The sequence below is a fragment of the Micromonospora sp. BS32 genome (genome assembly GCF_059089345.1).
In genome coordinates this window covers 330,972-351,969 of the sequence record NZ_JBSSHR010000004.1, presented here as the reverse complement: position 1 = coordinate 351,969, position 20,998 = coordinate 330,972, and the positions used below count along the sequence as shown (strand labels likewise).

Annotated in this window: 22 protein-coding genes; 16 read left to right on the top strand and 6 right to left on the bottom strand. The window is 73.1% G+C overall.

Annotated elements, in window-relative coordinates:
* Positions 1-7: 7 nt before the first annotated feature.
* The 5 genes from AC5RWQ_RS09360 to AC5RWQ_RS09340 all read left to right on the top strand — a co-directional run bounded on the left by AC5RWQ_RS09360 (position 8) and on the right by AC5RWQ_RS09340 (position 4,092).
* Positions 8-937, top strand: coding sequence for an aldose 1-epimerase family protein (locus AC5RWQ_RS09360; RefSeq protein WP_494282323.1), 930 nt, complete (start codon positions 8-10; stop codon positions 935-937).
* Between the two features lie 2 nt (positions 938-939).
* Positions 940-1,542 carry a nitroreductase family protein gene (locus AC5RWQ_RS09355; RefSeq protein ID WP_494282322.1) on the top strand — a complete coding sequence of 201 codons (603 nt, stop codon included), beginning with the start codon at positions 940-942 and terminating at the stop codon, positions 1,540-1,542.
* A 179-nt stretch (positions 1,543-1,721) separates the two neighbouring features.
* Complete coding sequence (locus AC5RWQ_RS09350; RefSeq protein WP_334489570.1) at positions 1,722-2,027, top strand: type II toxin-antitoxin system VapB family antitoxin; 306 nt, start codon at positions 1,722-1,724, stop codon at positions 2,025-2,027.
* A gap of 32 nt (positions 2,028-2,059) precedes the next feature.
* Complete coding sequence (locus tag AC5RWQ_RS09345; RefSeq protein WP_494282321.1) at positions 2,060-3,220, top strand: acyl-CoA dehydrogenase family protein; 1,161 nt, start codon at positions 2,060-2,062, stop codon at positions 3,218-3,220.
* Between the two features lie 104 nt (positions 3,221-3,324).
* Positions 3,325-4,092 (top strand): DUF4230 domain-containing protein, encoded by a 768-nt coding sequence (locus tag AC5RWQ_RS09340; protein WP_494282320.1) that lies wholly within the window; start codon positions 3,325-3,327, stop codon positions 4,090-4,092.
* A gap of 49 nt (positions 4,093-4,141) precedes the next feature.
* On the opposite strand, the gene AC5RWQ_RS09335 is transcribed toward AC5RWQ_RS09340, so the two are convergent.
* A complete protein-coding gene (locus tag AC5RWQ_RS09335; RefSeq protein ID WP_334489577.1) occupies positions 4,142-4,348 on the bottom strand; it encodes a PspC domain-containing protein in 207 nt (68 codons plus the stop codon).
* Positions 4,349-4,651: 303 nt separating this feature from the next.
* Between AC5RWQ_RS09335 and AC5RWQ_RS09330 the strand changes: the two genes are divergently transcribed.
* The 9 genes from AC5RWQ_RS09330 to AC5RWQ_RS09290 all read left to right on the top strand — a co-directional run bounded on the left by AC5RWQ_RS09330 (position 4,652) and on the right by AC5RWQ_RS09290 (position 16,920).
* Entirely contained in the window at positions 4,652-6,022 is a 1,371-nt protein-coding gene (locus tag AC5RWQ_RS09330; protein ID WP_494282319.1) for an L-serine ammonia-lyase, read from the top strand.
* A 39-nt stretch (positions 6,023-6,061) separates the two neighbouring features.
* Positions 6,062-6,889 (top strand): ABC transporter permease, encoded by an 828-nt coding sequence (locus AC5RWQ_RS09325; RefSeq protein WP_494282318.1) that lies wholly within the window; start codon positions 6,062-6,064, stop codon positions 6,887-6,889.
* 2 nt (positions 6,890-6,891) lie between these two features.
* Positions 6,892-7,635, top strand: a complete 744-nt coding sequence (locus AC5RWQ_RS09320) for an ABC transporter ATP-binding protein (RefSeq protein WP_494282317.1) — start codon at positions 6,892-6,894, stop codon at positions 7,633-7,635.
* Positions 7,632-9,605: a DUF5941 domain-containing protein gene (locus AC5RWQ_RS09315; protein WP_494282316.1), complete on the top strand. Its 1,974-nt coding sequence runs from the start codon at positions 7,632-7,634 to the stop codon at positions 9,603-9,605. The genes AC5RWQ_RS09320 and AC5RWQ_RS09315 overlap by 4 nt, the downstream gene beginning before the upstream one ends.
* Positions 9,602-11,779, top strand: coding sequence for a bifunctional glycosyltransferase/CDP-glycerol:glycerophosphate glycerophosphotransferase (locus AC5RWQ_RS09310; protein ID WP_494282315.1), 2,178 nt, complete (start codon positions 9,602-9,604; stop codon positions 11,777-11,779). Before AC5RWQ_RS09315 ends, AC5RWQ_RS09310 begins: the two co-directional genes overlap by 4 nt.
* A 126-nt stretch (positions 11,780-11,905) precedes the next feature.
* The gene (locus AC5RWQ_RS09305; RefSeq protein ID WP_494282386.1) at positions 11,906-13,213 is read left to right on the top strand and encodes an ABC transporter ATP-binding protein; all 1,308 of its coding nucleotides are present in this window, start codon (positions 11,906-11,908) and stop codon (positions 13,211-13,213) included.
* Between the two features lie 62 nt (positions 13,214-13,275).
* A complete protein-coding gene (locus AC5RWQ_RS09300; RefSeq protein WP_494282314.1) occupies positions 13,276-13,743 on the top strand; it encodes a DUF4442 domain-containing protein in 468 nt (155 codons plus the stop codon).
* 58 nt (positions 13,744-13,801) lie between these two features.
* On the top strand, positions 13,802-14,551 hold the full coding sequence (locus AC5RWQ_RS09295; protein WP_334491889.1) for an HAD family hydrolase: 750 nt from the start codon (positions 13,802-13,804) through the stop codon (positions 14,549-14,551).
* Positions 14,548-16,920 carry a glycoside hydrolase family 65 protein gene (locus tag AC5RWQ_RS09290; protein ID WP_494282313.1) on the top strand — a complete coding sequence of 791 codons (2,373 nt, stop codon included), beginning with the start codon at positions 14,548-14,550 and terminating at the stop codon, positions 16,918-16,920. Before AC5RWQ_RS09295 ends, AC5RWQ_RS09290 begins: the two co-directional genes overlap by 4 nt.
* A gap of 62 nt (positions 16,921-16,982) precedes the next feature.
* On the opposite strand, the gene AC5RWQ_RS09285 is transcribed toward AC5RWQ_RS09290, so the two are convergent.
* The 3 genes from AC5RWQ_RS09285 to AC5RWQ_RS09275 form a co-directional block, all read right to left on the bottom strand.
* Complete coding sequence (locus AC5RWQ_RS09285) at positions 16,983-17,162, bottom strand: hypothetical protein (RefSeq protein WP_494282312.1); 180 nt, start codon at positions 17,160-17,162, stop codon at positions 16,983-16,985.
* Between the two features lie 86 nt (positions 17,163-17,248).
* Positions 17,249-17,569, bottom strand: coding sequence for a thioredoxin family protein (locus tag AC5RWQ_RS09280; RefSeq protein WP_494282311.1), 321 nt, complete (start codon positions 17,567-17,569; stop codon positions 17,249-17,251).
* A complete protein-coding gene (locus AC5RWQ_RS09275; RefSeq protein WP_494282310.1) occupies positions 17,566-17,958 on the bottom strand; it encodes a MerR family transcriptional regulator in 393 nt (130 codons plus the stop codon). Before AC5RWQ_RS09275 ends, AC5RWQ_RS09280 begins: the two co-directional genes overlap by 4 nt.
* A gap of 119 nt (positions 17,959-18,077) precedes the next feature.
* Here AC5RWQ_RS09275 and AC5RWQ_RS09270 point away from each other — a divergent pair, with 119 nt between their 5' ends.
* Positions 18,078-18,734, top strand: a complete 657-nt coding sequence (locus tag AC5RWQ_RS09270; RefSeq protein WP_494282309.1) for a dienelactone hydrolase family protein — start codon at positions 18,078-18,080, stop codon at positions 18,732-18,734.
* Positions 18,735-18,746: 12 nt separating this feature from the next.
* Here AC5RWQ_RS09270 and AC5RWQ_RS09265 read toward each other — a convergent pair whose 3' ends face one another.
* Entirely contained in the window at positions 18,747-19,856 is a 1,110-nt protein-coding gene (locus tag AC5RWQ_RS09265; protein ID WP_494282308.1) for an AI-2E family transporter, read from the bottom strand.
* Positions 19,857-20,023: 167 nt separating this feature from the next.
* Between AC5RWQ_RS09265 and AC5RWQ_RS09260 the strand changes: the two genes are divergently transcribed.
* Entirely contained in the window at positions 20,024-20,206 is a 183-nt protein-coding gene (locus AC5RWQ_RS09260) for an antitoxin (RefSeq protein ID WP_334491896.1), read from the top strand.
* Positions 20,207-20,358: 152 nt separating this feature from the next.
* Here AC5RWQ_RS09260 and AC5RWQ_RS09255 read toward each other — a convergent pair whose 3' ends face one another.
* A complete protein-coding gene (locus AC5RWQ_RS09255; protein WP_494282307.1) occupies positions 20,359-20,961 on the bottom strand; it encodes a hemerythrin domain-containing protein in 603 nt (200 codons plus the stop codon).
* Positions 20,962-20,998 lie beyond the last annotated feature (37 nt).

Below are 20,998 nucleotides of genomic sequence, written 5' to 3'. Positions count from 1 at the left end.
AGCCGACATGGACAACTCCGCACCCCGCCACCCGTCCGGGACACAGTGGACCGTCTCCGCCGGCGGCCACGAGGCCGTCATCGTGGAGGTGGGCGGTGGACTGCGGTCGTACCGGCACGACGGGGTGGACTACGTCGACGGGTACGAGGCGGACGAGATCTGCCCCGGCTCGGCCGGGCAGGTGCTGGCCCCGTGGCCGAACCGGATCCGGGACGGGCAGTACACCTTCGGCGGGCGGTCGTTGCAGCTCGACCTGACCGAGCCGGCCCGGCACAACGCGATGCACGGGCTGGTCAACTGGGTGCGGTGGCACCTGGTCGAGCAGTCCGCCGACGCGGTCACGGTCGGCTACGACCTGCCGGCGAACCCGGGGTACCCGTGGCCGCTGCGGCTGCGTACCCGGTGGAGCGTCGGGGCGGACGGCCTGCGGGTCGAGCACGAGGCGACGAACCTCGGCGCGGAGCCCGCCCCGTACGGCTACTCCATGCACCCCTACCTGCGGCTGCCCGGGGTGCCGGTGAACGAGATGTCGATGCGGGTCCCGGGCCGGACCCGGGTGCTGCTGGACGGCCGGCTGCTGCCGGTGGGCGCTACCCCGGTGACCGGCACCGAGTACGACTACACCGCGCCCCGCCCGATCGGTGAGGCGGTGCTCGACCTGGCCTTCGGCGACGTGGTCCGGGACGACGACGGCGGTTCGGCGGTAACGCTGGCCGCGCCGGACGGCGCGACCTCGGTGCACGTCTGGGCGGACCGGGAGTTCGGCTGGTGGCAGGTCTTCACCGGGGACACCCTGACCGGGGAGCGGCACCGCCGGTCGGTGGCGGTGGAACCGATGACCTGCCCGGCGGACGCGTTCCGCTCCGGCAAGGACGTGATCCAGATGGAGCCGGGGGTGACCTGGCGGGGCGCCTGGGGCGTCCGGCCCGGGGTCTGAGCGTGGAGTTCGCCGAGGTCGTCCGGCGGCGCCGGATGGTGCGCAACTACGACCCGGCCCGCCCCGTCCCGCCGGAGGTGGTGGACCGGCTGCTCGACCACGCCGTCCGGGCGCCCTCGGCCGGGTTCGCCCAGGGCTGGGGCTTCCTGGTGCTGGAGGCCCCGGAGGACCGGGAGCGGTTCTGGGACGCGGCCACCCCGGCGGGCGGCGGGCGGGAACGCTGGCTGGCCGGGATGCGCCGGGCGCCGCTGATCGTGGTGCCGCACGCCAACCGCTCGGCCTACCTGGAGCGGTACGCCGAGCCGGACAAGGGCTGGGCGGACCGGTCGACCGAGCGGTGGCCGGTGCCGTACTGGTTCGTCGACACCGGCTTCGCCGCGCTGCTGATGCTGCTCACCGCGGTCGACGAGGGGCTGGGGGCGTGTTTCTTCGGTATCCCGCCGCAGCGGTTGGACGCCTACCGGGAGGCGTTCGGAGTGCCCGAGGAGTACCAGCCGATCGGTGCGGTCACCGTGGGCTACCGGGCAGCCGACCACCGGTCACCCTCGCTGCGTCGCGGCCGGCGACCGGTCGGCGAGGTGGTCAGGCGCGGCCGGTGGAGTTGAGTACGGTTCGTCCGGTCCGCTGCGGGTATCGACGGTAGCGAAACCGACATGAGGGAGCAAAACACGGTGTGGCGAGGGCGGTTAGGCTGGCACCGACATGGGCGCCGCACTCCGCGGCGCCTCGGCGTGACCCGGCTCCACGCCGTCGGTCGGCCCGGCCACGGGGAGGGGAGCGTGCCGTGATCTTCAGAGCGGTCCGGGACGGGCGTCCGTACCCGGAGCACCACTTCACGCTCAAGCAGTGGGCGGAGATCCCGCCGCGCCCGCTGCGGCTGGACCAGCTGATCACCACCAAGCGGGAGCTGGCGCTGGACAAGCTCCTCGCCGAGGACTCGACCTTCTACGGCGACCTCTTCCCGCACGTCGTGCAGTGGAACGGCGGCCTCTACCTGGAGGACGGCCTGCACCGCGCGCTGCGCGCCGCGTTGCAGCAGCGCAACCAGATCCATGCCCGGGTGCTGGTGCTCAGCGGTCAGGCCGAGTGACGCCCGCCTGAAGAATCGTTAAGGTGGCCCCCATGAGCCCTCTCGACCTGCTGGACGTCGATGCCTCGCTGAGCGAGGAGGAGCGCCAGATCCGCGCTGTGGTGCGCCAGCTCATCGACGACCGGGTCCGCCCGCACGTCGCCGGCTGGTACGAGGACGGCGAGGTGCCGGCCCGCGAGCTGGCCCGCGAGTTCGGCAAGCTCGGCCTCCTCGGCATGCACCTGACCGGGTACGGCTGCGCCGGCGCTTCGGCCGTCGCGTACGGGCTGGCCTGCCTGGAGCTGGAGGCCGGCGACTCCGGCATCCGCTCGCTCGTCTCGGTGCAGGGCTCGCTGGCCATGTACGCCATCTGGCGCTTCGGCAGCGAGGAGCAGAAGCAGCGCTGGCTGCCCGCGATGGCGGCGGGCGAGGCGATCGGCTGCTTCGGGCTGACCGAACCGGACCACGGCTCCGACCCGGCGTCGATGATCACCCGGGCCCGCCGCGACGGCGACGACTGGATCCTCGACGGCGCCAAGATGTGGATCACCAACGCGCCGATCGCCGACGTCGCGGTGGTCTGGGCCCGCACCGACGAGGGGGTACGCGGCTTCGCCGTACCCATGGACACGCCCGGTGTCACGGCCCGGGAGATCCGCCGCAAGATGTCGCTGCGCGCCTCGGTGACCGGCGAGATCGCTCTCGACGGGGTCCGGCTCCCGGCCGACGCCCGGCTGCCCGAGGCGGTCGGTTTGAAGGCGCCGCTGAGCTGCCTCACCGAGGCCCGGCACGGCATCGTCTGGGGGGCGCTCGGCGCGGCCCGCGACTGTCTGGAGACGGCCCTGTCGTACGCGACCACCCGGACCCAGTTCGGCCGGCCGCTGGCCGGTTTCCAGCTCACCCAGGCCAAGCTCGCCGACATGGCCGTCGAGTGGAACAAGGGCCTGCTGCTCGCGCTGCACCTGGGCCGGCTCGCCGACGCCGGCAAGCTCCGCCCCGAGCAGGTCAGCGTGGGCAAGCTGAACAACGTCCGGGAGGCCCTGGCGATCGCCCGGCAGTGCCGCACGATCCTCGGCGCCAACGGCGTCTCCGGCGAGTACCCGGTCATGCGGCACGCCAACAACCTGGAGAGCGTGCTCACCTACGAGGGCACCTCGGAGATCCACCAGCTGGTCATCGGGCAGAAGCTCACCGGGATCTCCGCGTTCTCCTGACCTGGGCGAGGCCGTCACCCGTCCGGGTGGCTCGCCGAGCGGGTGTCGCACCGGGCACGTAACGTCATCGACAGACGACGTGTCGGACGAGGACGGTGAGGGCGATGGCCCGCAGCGGTGACAGCAACGAACCGACGAGGGAGTTCCCCGGCTTCCCGACCGCCGACACCCTGCCCGGGCGGTCCGACGCCACACCGGAGCCGCCGACCGGAACGCCGCCGCCCGCCGGGCGCGGGGCGACCCGGGGTCTCTTCGCGGTGCTCGGCGCGGCGGCACTGGCCGTGGTGGTGCTGCTCGGCGCCCAGGCCACCGGGATCTTCCCCGAGTTCCGCAACCCGTTCGCCAAGGAGCAGACCGACCGCAGCCAGCCGCCGCTGCTCAAGTCGATCCAGGACCTCAGCCGGTACGTCGCGGCCGAGGGCAACTTCCAGGTCGTGGTCGACCTGCAGAACGACCGCAGCAACGTGCCCGAGTTCCTGCTCAACCAGCGCACCCTCTTCGTCGGGGCGGGCAGCGTCGAGGCGTACGTCGACTTCGCGAAGATCTCCGAGGGGGCGGTGGTCGAGTCCGCCGACGGCAAGTCGGTGGAGATCAAGCTGCCGGCGCCCCAGCTCGGCAAGACCAACCTCGACCTGGAGAAGAGCTACGTCTTCGCCGAGGAGCGCGGCCTGCTCAACCGGCTCAGCGAGCTGGTCAACGGTGACCCCAACCGGCAGCAGCAGGTCTACCAGCTCGCCGAGGAGCGGATCACCGCCGCTGCCCGCGACAGCGGGCTGACCCAGCGCGCCGAGGAGAACACCCGCAAGATGCTGGAGGGTCTGCTCCGGTCGCTCGGCTACGAGAAGGTCACCATCACCTACACGGCCCCCTGACCGCGTCGCGGGGGCCCGGGGGGCGGGGGCCGCGCGACGGGGGAGCCGGTCAGTAGCGGGTGGCGGCGTAGCGGTCCTCGTTCGGCATCAGCACCCAGAGCACCAGATAGACGATCACCTGGGTGCCGGGGAGCAGTAGTGACAGCAGGAACAGCAGCCGGATCAGGCCGGCCGAGGTGTTGAACCGGCGGGCCAGGCCGGCGCAGACGCCGGCGAGCATGCGCCCCTCGCGGGGCCGGACCAGTTTGCGACTCATCGTCGTACTCCACTCTGCGGCGATCCGCCGCTCTGACATCCACGGTAGGAACGGTCGGCCACCGCGCCCTCGGTCGTGAGGGGGATCCGGTGGCCCCGTACCCGTAGGTGGTTACCCGTGTCGGTGTCAGCCGACGCACGGGCCGCGGGAAGCCGGCGGCGACGGAGGGTGAGCTGGGCGGGTAGGCTCGCCGATCGGCACCGCCCACACCCCGGGCGGTTCCGCACGGCCGCCGGGGACCCGGGCGACCGCGACCCGAACCGGACCCCGCACCACCGGGGACGACGGCGAGGAAGTGCAGCCATGATCAGTGTTTTCGACCTCTTCAGTGTCGGCATCGGGCCGTCCAGCTCGCACACCGTGGGCCCGATGCGGGCCGCCCGGACGTTCGTCGGCGGGCTGAAGGCCGACGGGCTGCTCAGCGACGTCGCCCGGGTGCAGGCGGAGCTCTTCGGCTCGCTCGGCGCCACCGGGCACGGGCACGGCAGCGACCGGGCCGTGCTGCTCGGGCTGGAGGGCGAGGCCCCGGAGACGGTCGACACCGACACGGTGGCGCCCCGGGTCGCCCGGCTCCGCGCCGAGCGGCGGCTCAGCCTGCTCGGCACCCAGGAGATCGACTTCGACCCGGACCGGGACCTGGTGCTGCACCGCCGCCGGTCCCTGCCGTACCACCCGAACGGGATGACGTTCGTGGCGTACGACGCCGCGGGCGCCGAGGTGCGGGCCCGCAGCTACTACTCGGTGGGCGGCGGCTTCGTGGTGGACGAGGCCGCGGCCGGGGCCGACCGGATCAAACCGGACACCACCCGGGTACGCCACCCGTTCTACACCGGTGCCGAGCTGCTCGGCGTCACCACCGCCACCGGGCTGTCGATCAGCGACGTGATGCTGGCCAACGAGCTCTCCTGGCGGGGCGAGGCCGACGTCCGGGCCGGCCTGCTGGAGATCTGGCGGGTGATGGGCGAGTGCGTCGAGCGGGGCTGCGCGCGCGACGGCGTCCTCCCGGGCGGGCTGAAGGTCCGCCGCCGGGCCGCTGAGCTGCGCAAGAGTCTGGAGGCGGAGACCGACTCGACCGATCCGCTGCGCACGATGGACTGGGTGACCCTCTTCGCGCTCGCGGTCAACGAGGAGAACGCGGCCGGCGGCCGGGTGGTCACCGCCCCGACCAACGGCGCGGCTGGGATCATCCCGGCGGTGCTGCACTACTACACCCGGTTCGTTCCCGGCGCGTCCGACGAGGGTGTCGTGCGGTTCCTGCTGGCGGCCGGCGCGATCGGCGTGCTGTTCAAGGAGAACGCGTCGATCTCCGGCGCCGAGGTGGGCTGCCAGGGAGAGGTCGGTTCGGCCTGCTCGATGGCGGCCGCCGGGCTGGCCGAGGCGATGGGCGGCACCCCCGAGCAGGTGGAGAACGCCGCGGAGATCGGCATGGAGCACAACCTGGGGCTGACCTGCGACCCGGTCGGGGGGCTGGTGCAGATCCCGTGCATCGAGCGGAACGCCGTGGCTAGCATCAAGGCGATCACGGCCGCCCGGCTCGCGCTGCGCGGTGACGGGGTGCACGCCGTCTCGCTGGACAAGGTCATCAAGACCATGCGGGAGACGGGCGCCGACATGAAGGTCAAGTACAAGGAGACGGCGCGGGGCGGCCTGGCCGTCAACGTGATCGAGTGCTGAGCTGACGGTCACCGGTCGCCGTCCAGGTGGGAGGCGGCGGTGAGCTCTGCGGTCGGGGCGTTGTGGTCGCACCGCAACTCGCTGCGGATCCTGGTCAAGCGGGACCTGGCGGTCAAGTACCAGCAGTCCGTGCTCGGCTATCTCTGGTCGCTGATCGAGCCGCTCGGCATGGGCGCGATCTACTTCTTCGTCTTCGGCGTCCTCTACGCCGGTGACACCAGCCGGCACCTCGGCGAGGCCGGCGCGTCGTACCCGCTCTTCCTGATCACCGGCATCTTCGCCTGGGCGTGGACCAGCTCCGCGCTCAGCGAGGCGACCAACGCGCTGACCGGGCAGTCCCGGCTGATCACCACGATGAACGTGCCCCGGCAGGTCTTCCCGATCGGCCGGGTCACCGGCCGCTTCGCCGAGTACGTCGCCGGCCTGCCGATCCTGGCCGCCATCGCCGCCGTCTACGCCGCGCACGGCCGGATCCACCCCGGCTGGTCCCTGCTCGCCCTGCCGCTGGCCGTGCTGGTGCAGGCGATCCTGCTGATCGGCATGTCGTTGCTGCTGTCGGCGCTCAACGTGCTGATGCGCGACGTGGAGCGGATCATGCGGCTGATCATCCGGGTGCTCTTCTACGCGACGCCGATCATCTACCCGCTGAGCCTGGTCCGGGAGTCCGACCTGCCGCGCTGGCTGAAGGTGGCGTACGAGCTCAACCCGCTGGTCGGCATCTTCCAGCTCCAGCACGCCATCTGGTACCCCGACGAGTTCCCCGACGCCCGGCTGCTGCTGACCACCGTCGTCGGCAGCCTGGTCGTACTGGCCGCCGGCTGGTGGGCGTTCCGCCGGCTCGAACCGGCCGTGCTGAAAGAACTCTGAGGGTGGCCCCGATCATCGAGGCCGAGGGGCTCGGCATCCGGTTCGTCCGCAACCGCCGGCGGCAGCTGCGGCTGCGCGAACTCTTCATCCACCGGGGCGGGCGCTCCGCCGCGGCCGGCCAGTTCTGGCCGCTGCGCGACGTCTCCTTCACCGTCGAGGCCGGGGACACCGTCGGGGTGATCGGCCGCAACGGCACCGGCAAGAGCACCCTGCTGCGGCTGATCGCCGGCGTGCTCATCCCCGACGAGGGGCGGATCCGGGTCCGGGGCGACGTCGCGCCGCTGCTGGAACTCTCCGCCGGCTTCTCCAACGAGCTGACCGGACGGGAGAACCTGCACCTGGTCGGCGGCCTGCACGGGCTCTCCCCGGGCTACCTGAAGCGGCACTTCGACGACATCGTGACCTTCGCCGGCGAGCAGGTGGAACGGGCCATCGACACGTCGGTCCGGCACTACTCGTCGGGGATGAAGGTCCGGCTGGGATTCGCGATCATCTCGCACCTGCCGCACCCGGTCCTGCTGATGGACGAGGTGACCGCGGTGGGCGACGCGGAATTCCGGGAGAAGTGCTACGCGACCATCGACCGCCTGCTCGCCGAGGGCCGGACCCTGGTGCTGGTGTCGCACAACGAGAAGGACCTGACCCGCTTCTGCCGGCGGGGCCTCTATCTGGACGCCGGCCGGTTGACCGTCGACGGGACGGTGGACGAGGCGCTGGCGGCGTACCACGCCGCGGTGCGGCGGTGACCCTCGCGATCGTGCTCACCGCCGGGGCCCCTGCCGCCGGTGGGCCGGTCGCGGACCGGCTCGCCGCCCAGTGGCGCCGGGCCGGGGCGGACCGGGTCCGCCGGGCCGGCGACCTGGCCGAGCTGGCCGCCCTCGTCGACGCCGCCCCCGGCCCGGTGCTGGTCAGCGGGGCCGATCTGGTGGCGCACACCGCCGTACTGCGGCACCTGGCGACCAGCCCGGCCGGGCCGACGGTGGCCCTGGTGCTCGCCGATCCGCCGGTCGCCGGCCGGGCGGCCGTCCGCGAGGAACGCGGGCAGCTCGCCGACGCCGGCCCGGAACTGCCCGACGCCACCGGCGTCTTCGGCGGGGCGCTGCGGGTGGGCGCGGCGGACCGGCCGGCCCTCGCCGCCGCCGCCCGCGCCGCCGCCTCGCCGACCGCCGGGTCGGCGCCCGCCGCCGGACCGGCCGCCGCGTCCGCGGTCGCCGGGGGGCCGGCGGTCGGGCCCGCCGTGGACCGGCTGGTCGCCGCCCTCACCGCCCGCGGCACCCCGGTCTCCGCCCAGCGGGTACGCCTGCTCGTCGCGCGCCGGGTCGCCGACCCCGACGAGCTGGCCGAGGCCGAGGCGGCGGTGGCCGCGGTCGACGAGGACCGGGCGGAGCTGCGCCTCGCGGTCAAGGAGCGGGACGACCTCTTCGCGACGTACGCCGTCAGCACCTGGTCGGTCCAGCTGACCCGGGCGGCGGCCCGGCTCGGGCTCGGCCCGTCCACGGTCACCCTGCTCTCGGTGCTGCTGGCGGTCGGCGCGGCGGTGCTCTTCGCCCTCGGCGGGCGGCCCGCGCTGGTGGTCGGGGCGGTCCTGCTCTACCTCGGCTTCGTGCTGGACTGCGTGGACGGCCAGCTGGCCCGCTACACCCGGCACTTCAGCGCCTGGGGCGGCTGGCTGGACACCATGGCCGACCGGGCCAAGGAGTATCTGGTCTACGCCGGCCTGGCCGTCGGCGCCACCCACGCCGGGGTCCGGTACGGCTGGGCGCTGGCCATTGCCGCGCTGACCCTCCAGACGACCCGGCACATGACCGACACCTGGTACGGCGCGCTGCACGACGAGGCGGTCCGCCGACCCCGGCGCGAACGCGCCGAAGGTCGGGTCGGGGTGCGGCTGGACGCGGCGTCGACCCGGGTGCAGGCGGCGCCCGGGTCGCCGTCGTACTGGTTGAAGCGGACGGTGGTCTTCCCGATCGGCGAGCGGTGGGCGTTGATCGCGCTGACCGTGGCGCTCTTCGACCAGCGGGTCGCCCTGGTCGCGGTGCTGGTCTGGGGGACGCTGGCCTTCGCGTACACGGCCGGGTTGCGTACCCTGCGGGCCCGCTGGCTGCGGGTGCCGGTGCTGGAGACGGTCGACGCGACGCTGCACCGCGACGACGGTCCGCTGGCCGCCCGGCTGCCGGCGCTCCGGCGGCCGGGGCCGCTCGCGCTGGCCGCGATCGGGGCGCTCGGCGCGGCGGCGCTGCTGGTCTTGGCGCTGCTCCGGCGCGGCGGCGGCGATCCGGGTGGGCTGCGCCCGGGGGTGCCGGTGGCGCTGCTGGTGCTGCTGGCCGCCGGCCTCGGGGCCGGCGCGGCGCATCGCGGGCCGCTGGATTGGCTGGTGCCGGCGGTGCTGCGGGCCGGGGAGTACCTCTTCGCGATCGCCGTGGGGGTGGTCGGCGGCGTGCCGCCGTGGCTGGTCTTCGGATACCTCCTCGTGCTCGCCCTGCACCACTACGACCTGACCGCCCGGCTGGAGAAGCGGCAGGCCGCCCCGCCGCTGCACCGGGGGACCGCGGGGTGGGAGGGGCGTTCCGCGCTGCTGGCTCTGGCGGCGATAGCCGGTGCCACGGGTGTCGGGATGGCTACACTCGGTGCGTACCTTCTGGCGGTTTTCGTGGCGAGTGTCGTCCTGGCCTGGGTCGTCCTGCCGGCCCGGTCGGCGGACAGGCGGTGGGGATGACGCTGATCAGCTTCGTCGTGCCCGCCTACGGCGTGCAGGGCTACCTGCGCGAATGCCTGGACTCCCTGCTCGACCAGTCGTTCGGCGACATCGAGGTGATCGGCGTCGACGACGCCTCGCCGGACGACTGCGGCGAGATCCTCGACGAGTACGCGGCCCGCGACGCCCGGGTCCGGTCGCTGCGGCTGGCCGAGAACGTCGGGCTCGGCGCGGCCCGCAACGCCGGCCTCGACCTGGCCGCCGGCGAGTACGTCTGGTTCGTCGACGGTGACGACTGGCTGGCGCCGGACTGTCTGGCCGAGGTGGCGGACCGCCTCCTCGTCACCCGCCCCGACGTGCTGGTCGTCGACCACGTCCGTCGGCACTGGGACGACCGCCCCACCCGCAGCGTCATGCGCCAGGTCTTCCCGGAGCAACCGGGTGAGGTCACGTTCGGCCTGCGCGAGCGGCCCGAGGTGATGCGCCTGCTGCACACCGCGTGGAACCGGGTGGTCCGTCGGGAGTTCCTGGTCGACCTCGGGCTGCGCTTCGCCCCCGGCTGGTACGAGGACGTCTCGTTCAGCTATCCGGTGATGCTGGCGGCCGAGCGGATCGGCGTGCTGGACCGGGTCTGCGTCAACTACCGGCAGCGACGGCACGGGGCGATCACCCGGACCCGCGGCGACCGGCACTTCGAGGTCTTCGAGCAGTGGCACCGGGTGTTCCGGCTGCTGGACGAGTGGGACGGCCGGGCGGAGGAGCTGCGTCCCGCCGTCTTCGAGCGGATGATCTGGCACTACCTCACGGTCCTCGGCAACGGCGAGCGGCTCGCCCCGGAGCTGCGCCCGGCCTTCTTCGAACGGATCACCGCCGACTACCGGCGCTTCCTGCCGCCCGGTGGCTATCCCGCCCCACCCGGGCTGGAGGGGCTCAAGCACCGGCTGGTCGGGGCGGGCCGCTGGCGCGCCTTCAACGCGCTGCACGACGCGAGTCGGGCCCGGAACACGGCCCGGAAGGCGGCCCGACGGGTCCGGCCGGTCGTCCGGCGGGCCGCCCGGCTGGGCCGGGAGGCGGTGCTGCGGGAGTACTACCTGGCCGAGCTGCGTCGCCCGCTGGACCCGACGCTGGCGGTCTACGCCGCGTACTGGTACCGGGGGTACGCCTGCAACCCGGCCGCCATCCACGAGGCGGCCCGCCGGCTCGCCCCCCAGGTACGCGGGGTGTGGATCGTCCGCCGGGACAGGGTCGACACGCTGCCGCCCGGTGTCGAGTACGTGGTGGCCGGCACCCGCGCCTACTACCGCGCCCTGGCCCGGGCGCGTTGGTTGGTCAACAACGTGAACTTCCCGGACTTCGTTCGGAAGCGGTCCGGCTCGACGCACGTGCAGACCCACCACGGCACGCCGGTCAAGGTGATGGGGTTGGACCAGCAGCGCTATCCGCTGGGTGCGGACGGGATGGACTTCGCCGGGCTGCTGCGCCGGGTGGACCGCTGGGACTACAGCATCACCTCGAACAGCTTCTCGACACAGATGTGGGACCGGGCGTACCCGGCGGACTACGTCCGGCTGGAGGTGGGCTATCCGCGCAACGACCGGTTGGCCACCGCCACCGCCGAGGAGGTCCGGGCGGTGCGGGACCGGCTCGGCATCGCCGGAGACGATCGGGTGGTGCTGTACGCGCCGACGCACCGGGAGCACCTGCCGCACTACCGGCCGCCGTTCGTGCCGGAACGGCTGCTGGCGGCGCTCGGGCCGACCGGTCGGCTGCTGGTGCGCAGCCACTACTTCCACGACCGGAGCGGCCGGATGCTGCGGCGTACGCTCGGGCGGACCGTGGACGTCAGCGACCATCCCAGCGTGGAGGACCTCTACCTCGCCGCGGACGTACTGGTCACCGACTACTCGTCCGCGATGTTCGACTACGCGGTGCTGGACCGGCCGATCGTGGTCTACGCCCCGGACCGGGACGCGTACCAGCTGGCCAGGGGCGTCTACTTCGACGTGACCGCCGAGCCGCCGGGCGCGGTGGCGGTCACCTTCGACGAGCTGTGCGAGGTCTTCCGCAGCGGGGAGGTCGACGGGGAACCGGCGGCGCTGCGGCGGCGGCTGTTCCGGGAGCGGTTCTGCGCCCTGGACGACGGGCACGCCGCGGAGCGGGTGGTCCGCCGGATCTTCCTCGACGACCCGAGCTGACCGCCGCGGCCACGCTGGGCCGTAATAGCGCTGTCACGAGTCGAACATGGCACGTTTACCCGATGTGCTAACCGGATGATGCTCGTCACAGTCAAGCGGGGTTTCGGCGAGCTGGGGGAGGAGACGGTGACCACCGTCGCACTCAAGGATGTCACCAAGGTGTTCCAGGACGGGACGCTCGCGGTCGACAGCGTCAATCTGGACGTCAACGACGGCGAGTTCATGGTGCTGCTCGGGCCGTCCGGCTGCGGGAAGTCCACCGTGCTGCGGATGGTGGCCGGCCTGGAGGATCCGACCTCGGGCGCGGTGATGCTCGACGGCGAGGTGTCCAACGACCTGCCGCCGCGCGAGCGGAAGATCGCCATGGTCTTCCAGGACTTCGCGCTCTACCCGCACATGAGCGTCGGCGACAACATCGCCTTTCCGCTGCGGCTGGCCGGCGTCGAGCCGGCCCCGCGCGGCGAGCGGGTCCAGGACGTGGCCAGCGCGCTGGGGATAGGGGACGTGCTGGCGCGCAAGCCGAGCCAGCTCTCCGGCGGCCAGCGGCAGCGGGTGGCGATGGGCCGGGCGATAGTGCGCCGGCCCGGCCTGTTCCTGATGGACGAGCCCCTCTCCAACCTGGACAGCGGCCTGCGCGCCGAGTTGCGCGCGGAGATCTCCGGGCTGACCCGGGAGCTGGGTGTCACCACCATCTACGTCACGCACGACCAGGCCGAGGCGCTGACCATGGCCGACCGGGTCGCCATCATGCGCAAGGGCGTGCTCCAGGACGTGGGCACTCCCACCCAGGTGTACGGCCGGCCGGCCACCCTCTACGTTGCCGCGTTCCTCGGCAGTCCCCGGATGAACCTGCTGGAGGCGTCGGTCTACGTCCACCTCGACCGGTACGTCACGCTGACCCTCGGCGAGCAGGCGCTCTACCTGCCCTGGGACGACATCCGTACCCGGGCGGTGGCGCACTACCACGGCGAGCGGATCGTGGTCGGGATGCGGGCCGAGGCGTTGACCCCGGTGGCCCCGGACACCCAGGGCGACGTGCTCCAGGGCCGGGTCCGCTATCTGGAGCACCACGGGCACGAGTCGCTGGCCTTCCTCGACATCGGCGCCACCGCGATCGTGGTGGACGAGATGGGCGCCCCGGCGGAGGGCGCCGGCACCGGCCAGCGGGGCATCGGCCGCTTCGGACAGGTGATGCAGCGGCTGACCGGGCGGGCCGGCGAGGCCGCGGCGGAGCAGGTGGCGTCCGGCGGCGGCAACCGGACGAGCGTGCTGAGCGACCCGGGCCGGCACCACCGCCGCCCGGCCGAGCTGGCGGTCCGGCTGGCTCCGTACCCGGCGATCTCGGCGGGCCACCCGATGTCCGTGGCGGTGCGGATGGACGCGCTGCACTTCTTCGACGAGCGCGGCGACCGGATCGACGTCGGCTGGCGCTGAGCAGGTCGGACGTGCCCCGGCTAGTCCTTGCCCGGGTAGTTACCGACTAGTAACGTCAGGGCATGTCCATCGACTCGCGCCAGGTGGCGGCCGGAATGCTCCAGGCCGTCCCGTTCGCCCGTACTCTCGGCTTCGAGTTCGTCGAGGTCGCGCCGGAGGCGGAAGGCGGCGTCCGGGCGGTCGTCCGGCTGCCCGACACCCCGGCCACCCACAACCACGTCGGCGGCCCGCACGCCGGCGCCATGTTCACCCTGGGCGAGACGGCGTCCGGCACGGTGGTGATGGCCGCGTTCGGGCATCTGCTCGACCGGGCCGTCCCGCTCGCCGTCCGGGCCGACATCGCCTACCGGAAGCTGGCCATGGGGCCGGTACGGGCCACCGCGCGGCTCGGTCGCGCCCCCGCCGAGGTGATCGCCGAGCTGGACGCCGGCCAGCGGCCCGAGTTCCCGGTCGAGGTCGAGATCGGCACCGAGGACGGCACCGTCACCGGCACGATGACCGTGGTCTGGACGCTGCGCTTCAACCGCTGACACACGCGCCGCAGCCGAATCCGGTTTGCCCGGCCGGTCCGATGGATAGATTCGTACCGTGCTGGGTCTACCCGCTCATGTGACCGCGTGTCTCTTCGATCTGGACGGTGTGCTGACGCAGACCGCCAGGGTGCACAACGCCGCCTGGAAGCAGACCTTCGACGACTTCCTGCGCCGGCGTGCCGCGGCCACCGGTGAGCCGTTCCGGCCGTTCGACCCCGGGCCGGACTACAACCGGTACGTCGACGGCCGGCCCCGGGCCGACGGGGTGCGCACCTTCCTCGCCTCGCGCGGCATCGTCCTGCCCGAGGGGAGCCACGACGACCCGCCGGACGCGGACACCGTCAACGGCGTCGGCAACCGCAAGAACGTCGTCCTGCTGGAGCGGATCCACCGCGACGGCGTCGAGGTCTACCCCGGCTCGGTGAGCTACCTGCGGGCGGCGGTCGCCGGCGGGCTGCGCCGGGCGGTGGTCTCGGCCAGCGCCAACTGCCGGGACGTGGTGGCCTCCGCCGGGCTGGAACCGCTGCTGGAGGCACGGGTCGACGGCCTGCTGGCCCGGGCCGAGGGGCTGCGCGGCAAGCCCCACCCGGACACCTTCCTGGCCGGGGCGAAGCTGCTCGGCGTCGAGCCGGCGAACGCCGCCGTCTTCGAGGACGCCCTCGCCGGCGTCGAGGCCGGCCGGGCCGGCGGATTCGGGTACGTGATCGGCGTCGACCGGGTCGGTCAGGCCGACGAGCTGCGCGCGCACGGCGCGGACGTCGTGGTCACCGACCTCGCCGACCTGTTGAAGGGGTCGACCTCATGATCCGCGAACGCGCCTATCCGGTCGAGCCCTGGCACGTCCGGGAGACCCGGCTCGACATGGATGTCCTCGCCCAGTCGGAGTCGGTCTTCGCGCTCTCCAACGGCCACGTCGGGCTGCGCGGCAACCTCGACGAGGGGGAGCCGCACGGCCTGCCCGGCACCTACCTCAACTCCTTCTACGAGCTGCGCCCGCTGCCGTACGCGGAGGCCGGCTTCGGCTTCCCCGAGTCGGGCCAGACCATCGTCAACGTCACCAACGGCAAGCTGATCCGGCTGCTGGTCGACGACGAACCGCTCGACGTCCGGTACGGCGAACTGCTGTCCCACGAGCGGATCCTCGACCTGCGGGCCGGCACCCTGCACCGGGAGATGCACTGGCGCTCCCCGGCCGGCCGCGAGGTCAAGGTGCGCAGCACCCGGCTGGTCTCCTTCACCCAGCGGGCGGTCGCCGCGATCCACTACGAGGTGGAGGCGGTCAACGGGCCGCTGCGGCTGATCCTCCAGTCCGAGCTGGTCGCCAACGAGACCCTGCCGGCGCAGAGCCGCGACCCGCGGGTCGCGGCGGTGCTGGAGTCCCCGTTGCAGGCCGAGGAGGAGCTGACCACCGACGACGGCGGGCTGCTCATCCACCGCACCAAGGTCAGCGGGCTGCGGGTGGCCGCGATCATGGGGCACGACGTGTACGCCCCGGACAAGGCCACCGTCGAGTCCGAGGGGTACGAGGACTGGGTGCGGACCACCGTCGGGTGCGTGCTCAAGCCCGGCCAGACGCTGCGGGTGGTCAAGTACCTGACGTACGGCTGGTCCAGCCGCCGGTCGCTGCCGGCGCTGCGCGACCAGGTCGGCGCGGCGCTGGCCGCGGCCCGGCTGGACGGCTGGGAGGGGCTGCACCGGGAGCAGCGGACCTACCTCGACGAGTTCTGGGACGCCGCCGACGTGCGCGTGGAGGGCGACCCGGAGGTGCAGCAGGCGGTCCGGTTCGGGCTGTTCCACGTGCTCCAGGCCGGCGCGCGGACCGAGCGGCGGCCGATCTCCGCGAAGGGGCTGACCGGGCCCGGGTACGACGGGCACGCCTTCTGGGACACCGAGATGTTCGTGCTGCCAGTGCTCACGTACACCCAGCCGACCGCCGTCCGGGACGCGCTGCACTGGCGGCACTCGACGCTGGAGCAGGCGCGGGAGCGGGCCCGCACCCTGAACCTCCAGGGCGCCGCCTTCCCGTGGCGGACCATCGAGGGCCCGGAATCCTCGGCGTACTGGCCGGCCGGCACCGCCGCCTTCCACATCGCCGCCGACGTCGCCGACGCGCTGCGCCGGTACGTGCTGGCCACCGGGGACGAGCAGCTGGAACGGGACATCGGCCTGGAACTGCTGGTGGAGACCGCCCGGCTCTGGCGCTCGCTGGGGCACCACGACCGGCGCGGCCGGTTCCACATCGACGGGGTGACCGGCCCGGACGAGTACACCGCGGTCAAGAACGACAACATCTACACCAACCTGATGGCGCAGCGGAACCTGATCACCGCCGCTGACTGCGCGATGCGCCACCGGGACGAGGCGCGCGACCTCGGGGTGACCGAGGAGGAGGCCGCCGAGTGGCGGGACGCGGCGAACGACATGCACGTCCCGTACGACGAGGGGCTGGACGTCCACGAGCAGGTGGAGGGCTTCACCCGGTTGCAGGAGTGGGACTTCGAGCACACCCCGCCGGAGAAGTACCCGCTGCTGCTGCACTACCCGTACTTCGACCTGTACCGCAAGCAGGTGGTCAAGCAGGCGGACCTGGTGCTCGCCATGCACTGGCGGGGTGACGCGTTCACCGGTGCCGAGAAGGTCCGCAACTTCCTCTACTACGAGCGCCGCACCGTCCGGGACTCCTCCCTCTCCGCCTGCACCCAGGCGGTGATGGCGGCCGAGGTGGGCCACCCGGAGCTGGCCCACAGCTACCTGCGCGAGGCCGCGCTGATGGACCTGCACGACCTGAACGAGAACACCCGCGACGGCGTGCACATGGCCTCGCTCGCGGGTGCCTGGATCGCGCTGGTGGCGGGCTTCGGCGGGCTGCGCGACCATGACGGGACGCTGTCGTTCTCGCCGCGGCTGTCCAGCCGGCTCAGCCGGTTGGAGTTCTCGTTGCAGTGGCGGGGCCTGCGGCTGCGGGTGGACGTCCGGCCGCACCAGACCACGTACTCGCTGCGCAACGGCGGGTCGGACACGGTCCTCGAGCTGCGCCACCACGGGGAGAGGATCAAGGTGACGTCCGCCCTGCCGGTCACCGTCCCGGTGCCGCCGGCGCAGGCGACGGGGCCGTCCCCGGAGCAACCGCCCGGCCGCGCGCCGCTGCTGCGCCTCCCGGAGAACCGCCCCTGACGATCACGAGGTCGGCGGCGACCGCCGCCGACCTCGTGATCGACCAAGAAGGGACCGTCCGGTCAGAACTGGGGGCCGTTGGAGGGCCGGCCCGCGGCGTCGCGCGGGCTGACCGCGCGCGGGTCCTCCGGCGTACGCGCCTCCGCCGCCTCGTCCGCCCAGTCCCGGCCGCGCTCGGCGTCCTGTTCGCGGCGTTCCTGCTCGGCGGTCTGGGTCTGCTGGGACGTCTTCCGCTCGGCCATGGCGATCCTCGCGATCCGTCGGGGCGCGGCTGCGCCGGTGCTGAGGTCACCCCGCGCCTTCCCGATCGCCCCGGACGCAAACGACGTCACCCCTCCAGGTGTCGGGCGAAGCTCAGCCGCAGGTGGTTCTTCGGCCGCGAACCGACGATCGAGCCGACCACCTCGCCGGCGCGGAACACCAGCAGGGTCGGCATCGACATCACCTGGTACGCCCGGGTGGTGGCCGGATTCTCGTCGGCGTTCAGGGTGGCCACCAGCAGCCGGTCGCCGAACTCCCCGGCCAGCTCGGCGAGGCTCCGGGAGACCGCCACGCAGGGCGGGCACCAGTCGGCCCAGAAGTCGACCACCACCGGACGGTCGGCGGCCAGCACCGTGTCGGCGAAGGTGGCGTCCGTGACGACGGTCAACGCTCCGTCTGCCGTCTCCTGAAGCATGTTTCCTCCCGGTCTGCGATGGCCTGGGCGAGTTGGTGGTGCAGCTGCCGCCGGACCGCGCCCAGCCGGTCGAGGTACGCGTCCACCTCGGCGAGCTTGCGGCGCAGCACGGCGACCGAGTCGGGGCAGACGTCGCCCGAGGCGTGGCCGGCCCGCAGGCACGCCACGAAGGGGCGGATGTCGTCCAGGTCGAAGCCGATCGCCAGCAGCGTCCGGATCTCGTGGACGACGCGCAGCTCCGCCTCGTCGTAGACCCGGTAGCCGTTGGCCGAGCGCTGGGGCCGCACCAGCCCCCGCGTCTCGTAGTACCGCAGCGTGCGGGTGCTCGTGCCGGCGCGTTCCGCCAGCTCACCGATCAGCATCCGACCTCCTCGGCCGCTCCTGCCGGTCACGCTAGACCTTGTCGCCGGTGTCAAGGCAACGGGTGAGGACGGCCGTCCGGCGGGTACGCGGCCGACTGGACACTAGGTGAGGAGGCAACATGGGTACGCGCGCAGCGGTGACCATCCCGGTCGGGGCAGCCGGGCTGCCGGCCGACATCGACGGGCCGGACGACGCGACCGGCGTGGTGCTCTTCGCGCACGGCAGCGGCAGCTCCCGGCACAGCCCCCGCAACGTGGCGGTGGCCGGGGTGCTCCAGCGCGCCGGCCTCGCCACCGTACTGGTCGACCTGCTCACCCCCGAGGAGGACGCGGTCGACGCCGTCACGGCCGAGCTGCGTTTCGACATCAAGATGCTCGCCGACCGGCTCGCCGGGATCGTCGACTGGCTCGGCGCCGAGCCCACCCTCGGACGGCTGCCCGTCGGCCTGTTCGGGGCGAGCACCGGCGCGGCGGCGGCCCTGGTCGCGGCGTCCGAGCGGCCGGATCGGGTGGCGGCGGTGGTGTCCCGGGGTGGCCGCCCCGACCTGGCCGGCGCCGCGCTGTCCGGGGTGCGCGCGCCGACGCTGATGCTGGTCGGCGGCCTGGACGAGCAGGTCATCACGCTGAACGAGCAGGCCGCGGCGCAGCTGCACGCCCCGTACGAGCTGCGGATCGTGCCCGGTGCGACGCACCTCTTCGAGGAGCCGGGCACCCTCGACCAGGTCGCCGACGCCGCCGCCGGCTGGTTCGCCACCAACCTCCGCGTCCCCGCCTGAGTGGGGTGGGGGTCAGGGGGTGGTGGGGTGGCGGTGGCGTTGGATGGTGTCGACCACGCGGTAGGTGACCGCGGCGATCGGGACCGACACGAACGCGCCGGCGATGCCGGCGATCAGCGTGCCGGCGGTGACCACGACCAGGATCACCGCGGGGTGCAGCTGCACCTGCCGCTTCATGATCAGCGGTTCCAGCAGGTTGCCCTCGATCTGCTGGACGGCGATCACCGCGGCCAGCACCAGCAGCGCCGTGGTCGGGCCGTTCGCCGCCAGGGCCACCAGCACCGCGACCGCGCCGGCCACCGTGGCCCCGATGATCGGCACGAAGCCGCCGAAGAAGGTGATCAGCGCCAGCGGCAGGGCAAGCGGTACGCGGAGCAGCACCAGCGCCAGCCCGATGCCGATCGCGTCGATCGCCGCGATCACCATGGTGCCCCGGCTGTACGCGCCGAGGGTCCGCCAGCCGACCCGGCCCGCCTCGGCGGTCACCTCCCGGTTCGGGCCGGTCATCCGGCGCAGCACCCAGTGCCACATCGACCGGCCGTCCTTGAGCAGGAAGAAGAGCAGCACCAGGGCGAGCAGCGCGGAGCCGGCCACCTCGGCCGCGGTCCGCGCCCCGCCCACCGGGTCGGGGGTGCCGCTGCCCACGCCGTCGCGGACCTGGCGGATCAGCTTGTCGAGCTGGGCGTCGCTGACCGGCAGGGTCTCGGTGACGAAGTCCCGGCTGCGCTGGAGGCCCTGGTCGAGCTGCTGGCTCAACTCGCCGAACTGGGCGGCGGTCAGGTTCCACACCAGCGCGCCGACGCCGCACAGAATGCCGAGCAGCAGCAGGATGGTCAGCAGGGCGGCCGGCGCGGCCGGCACCCGCAGCCGGCGCAGGGCCAGCAGCACCGGGTCGAGCAGCGCGGTGAGGAAGAGGGTGACCGCCAGCGCGATCGCCAGCGGCGCCAGCAGCACCGCGACCTTGCCCAGCAGGTACAGCCCGAACACCACGACGATGAGGCAGGCACTCCACACCACCGCCGTACGGACCAGCCAGGGCAGGGCAGCCCAGGCCTGGCGCGGGCCCGGGCGGGCAGCCCTCGCAATGGGCTCGGGCGTCCGCCCGTATCCGTCATCGACCACGTCGACCCTCCTCGTCTCAGCGGGGTCGATACCCGACCGGCCGTGCCGCGACACCCGGTGACCCGACGCCCGGCCCGGTCGGGGACTCCGCTCACCCGTCGAGGACCACGGGTGTTTGCGGCCAAAACCCGAGGGAACGCAGAGGACACCGACCTAGGAGGACCATCATGAGTGACTTCATGGACAAGGCCCAGGATTTCGCCGACAAGCACGACAAGCAGGTCGACCAGGGCCTCGACAAGGCCGGCGACTACGCGGACAAGCGCTCCGGCGGCAAGTACGACGAGCAGATCGACAAGGGCGTCGACATGGCGCAGCAGCGCACCGGTGAGGGCGACCAGGATCGTTGACCCGCCCTGCCGCTGCCGGGTCGCCCGATACGGGTGACCCGGCAGCGCTGTGTCCGGAGCGGACACCCCCTGGCCACCATCGACCGCTCTCGGTCGGACGACGGACGGCCACGCACTCGGCCCTTGCCGGGGCGTGGCCGTCCGGGGTCCGGTCAGCTGTGCTGCTTCTCCCGCAGCTCCGCCATCGAGGTGGGCCGGCCGCTCAGCGCGTCGCGCATCCGGTCGACCAGGCCGGTGCCGGGGGCGAGCATCTTGTTCGCCGGCGGGTGGTCCGGGGCGGCCGGGTGCGGCCGGGTCGGGGCGGCCTTCTTCGCCGCCCGCACCTTGCCGGCCAGCTCGACCAGCTCCTCGCGGGCCACCGCGGCGCGCAGCCGGGGGAACAGGTCGGTCTCCTCGTCCTGCACGTGGTGCCGGATCGTGCTGGTCAGATGGGCCAGCAGCTCGTCGAAGCGGGGCTCGGACGGGTCGAGCGACTCCAGCTCCTTCATGGTGCGTTCCGCGTCGGCGTGCTCGGAGATCTCGTGCTCGGCCAGCTGCTCGCCGTCCGGCAGCGCCTTGCGGGCGGTCGGGTAGACGTACGCCTCCTCGGCGACCGAGTGGCGGACCAGCTCGGCGATCACCACGTCGGCCAGTTGGCGGCGGTGCTCCGGAGTGCCCTGCCGGCTCTCCAACTCGACGAAGATCGCCTCGACCTCGCGGTGGTCGGCGACCAGCACGTCGACGACGTCCTGGTGCGCGGTGTCGTGATGAGTCATGTTCGATGCCCCTTACCGGTGCGGTCGGTCGGATGGG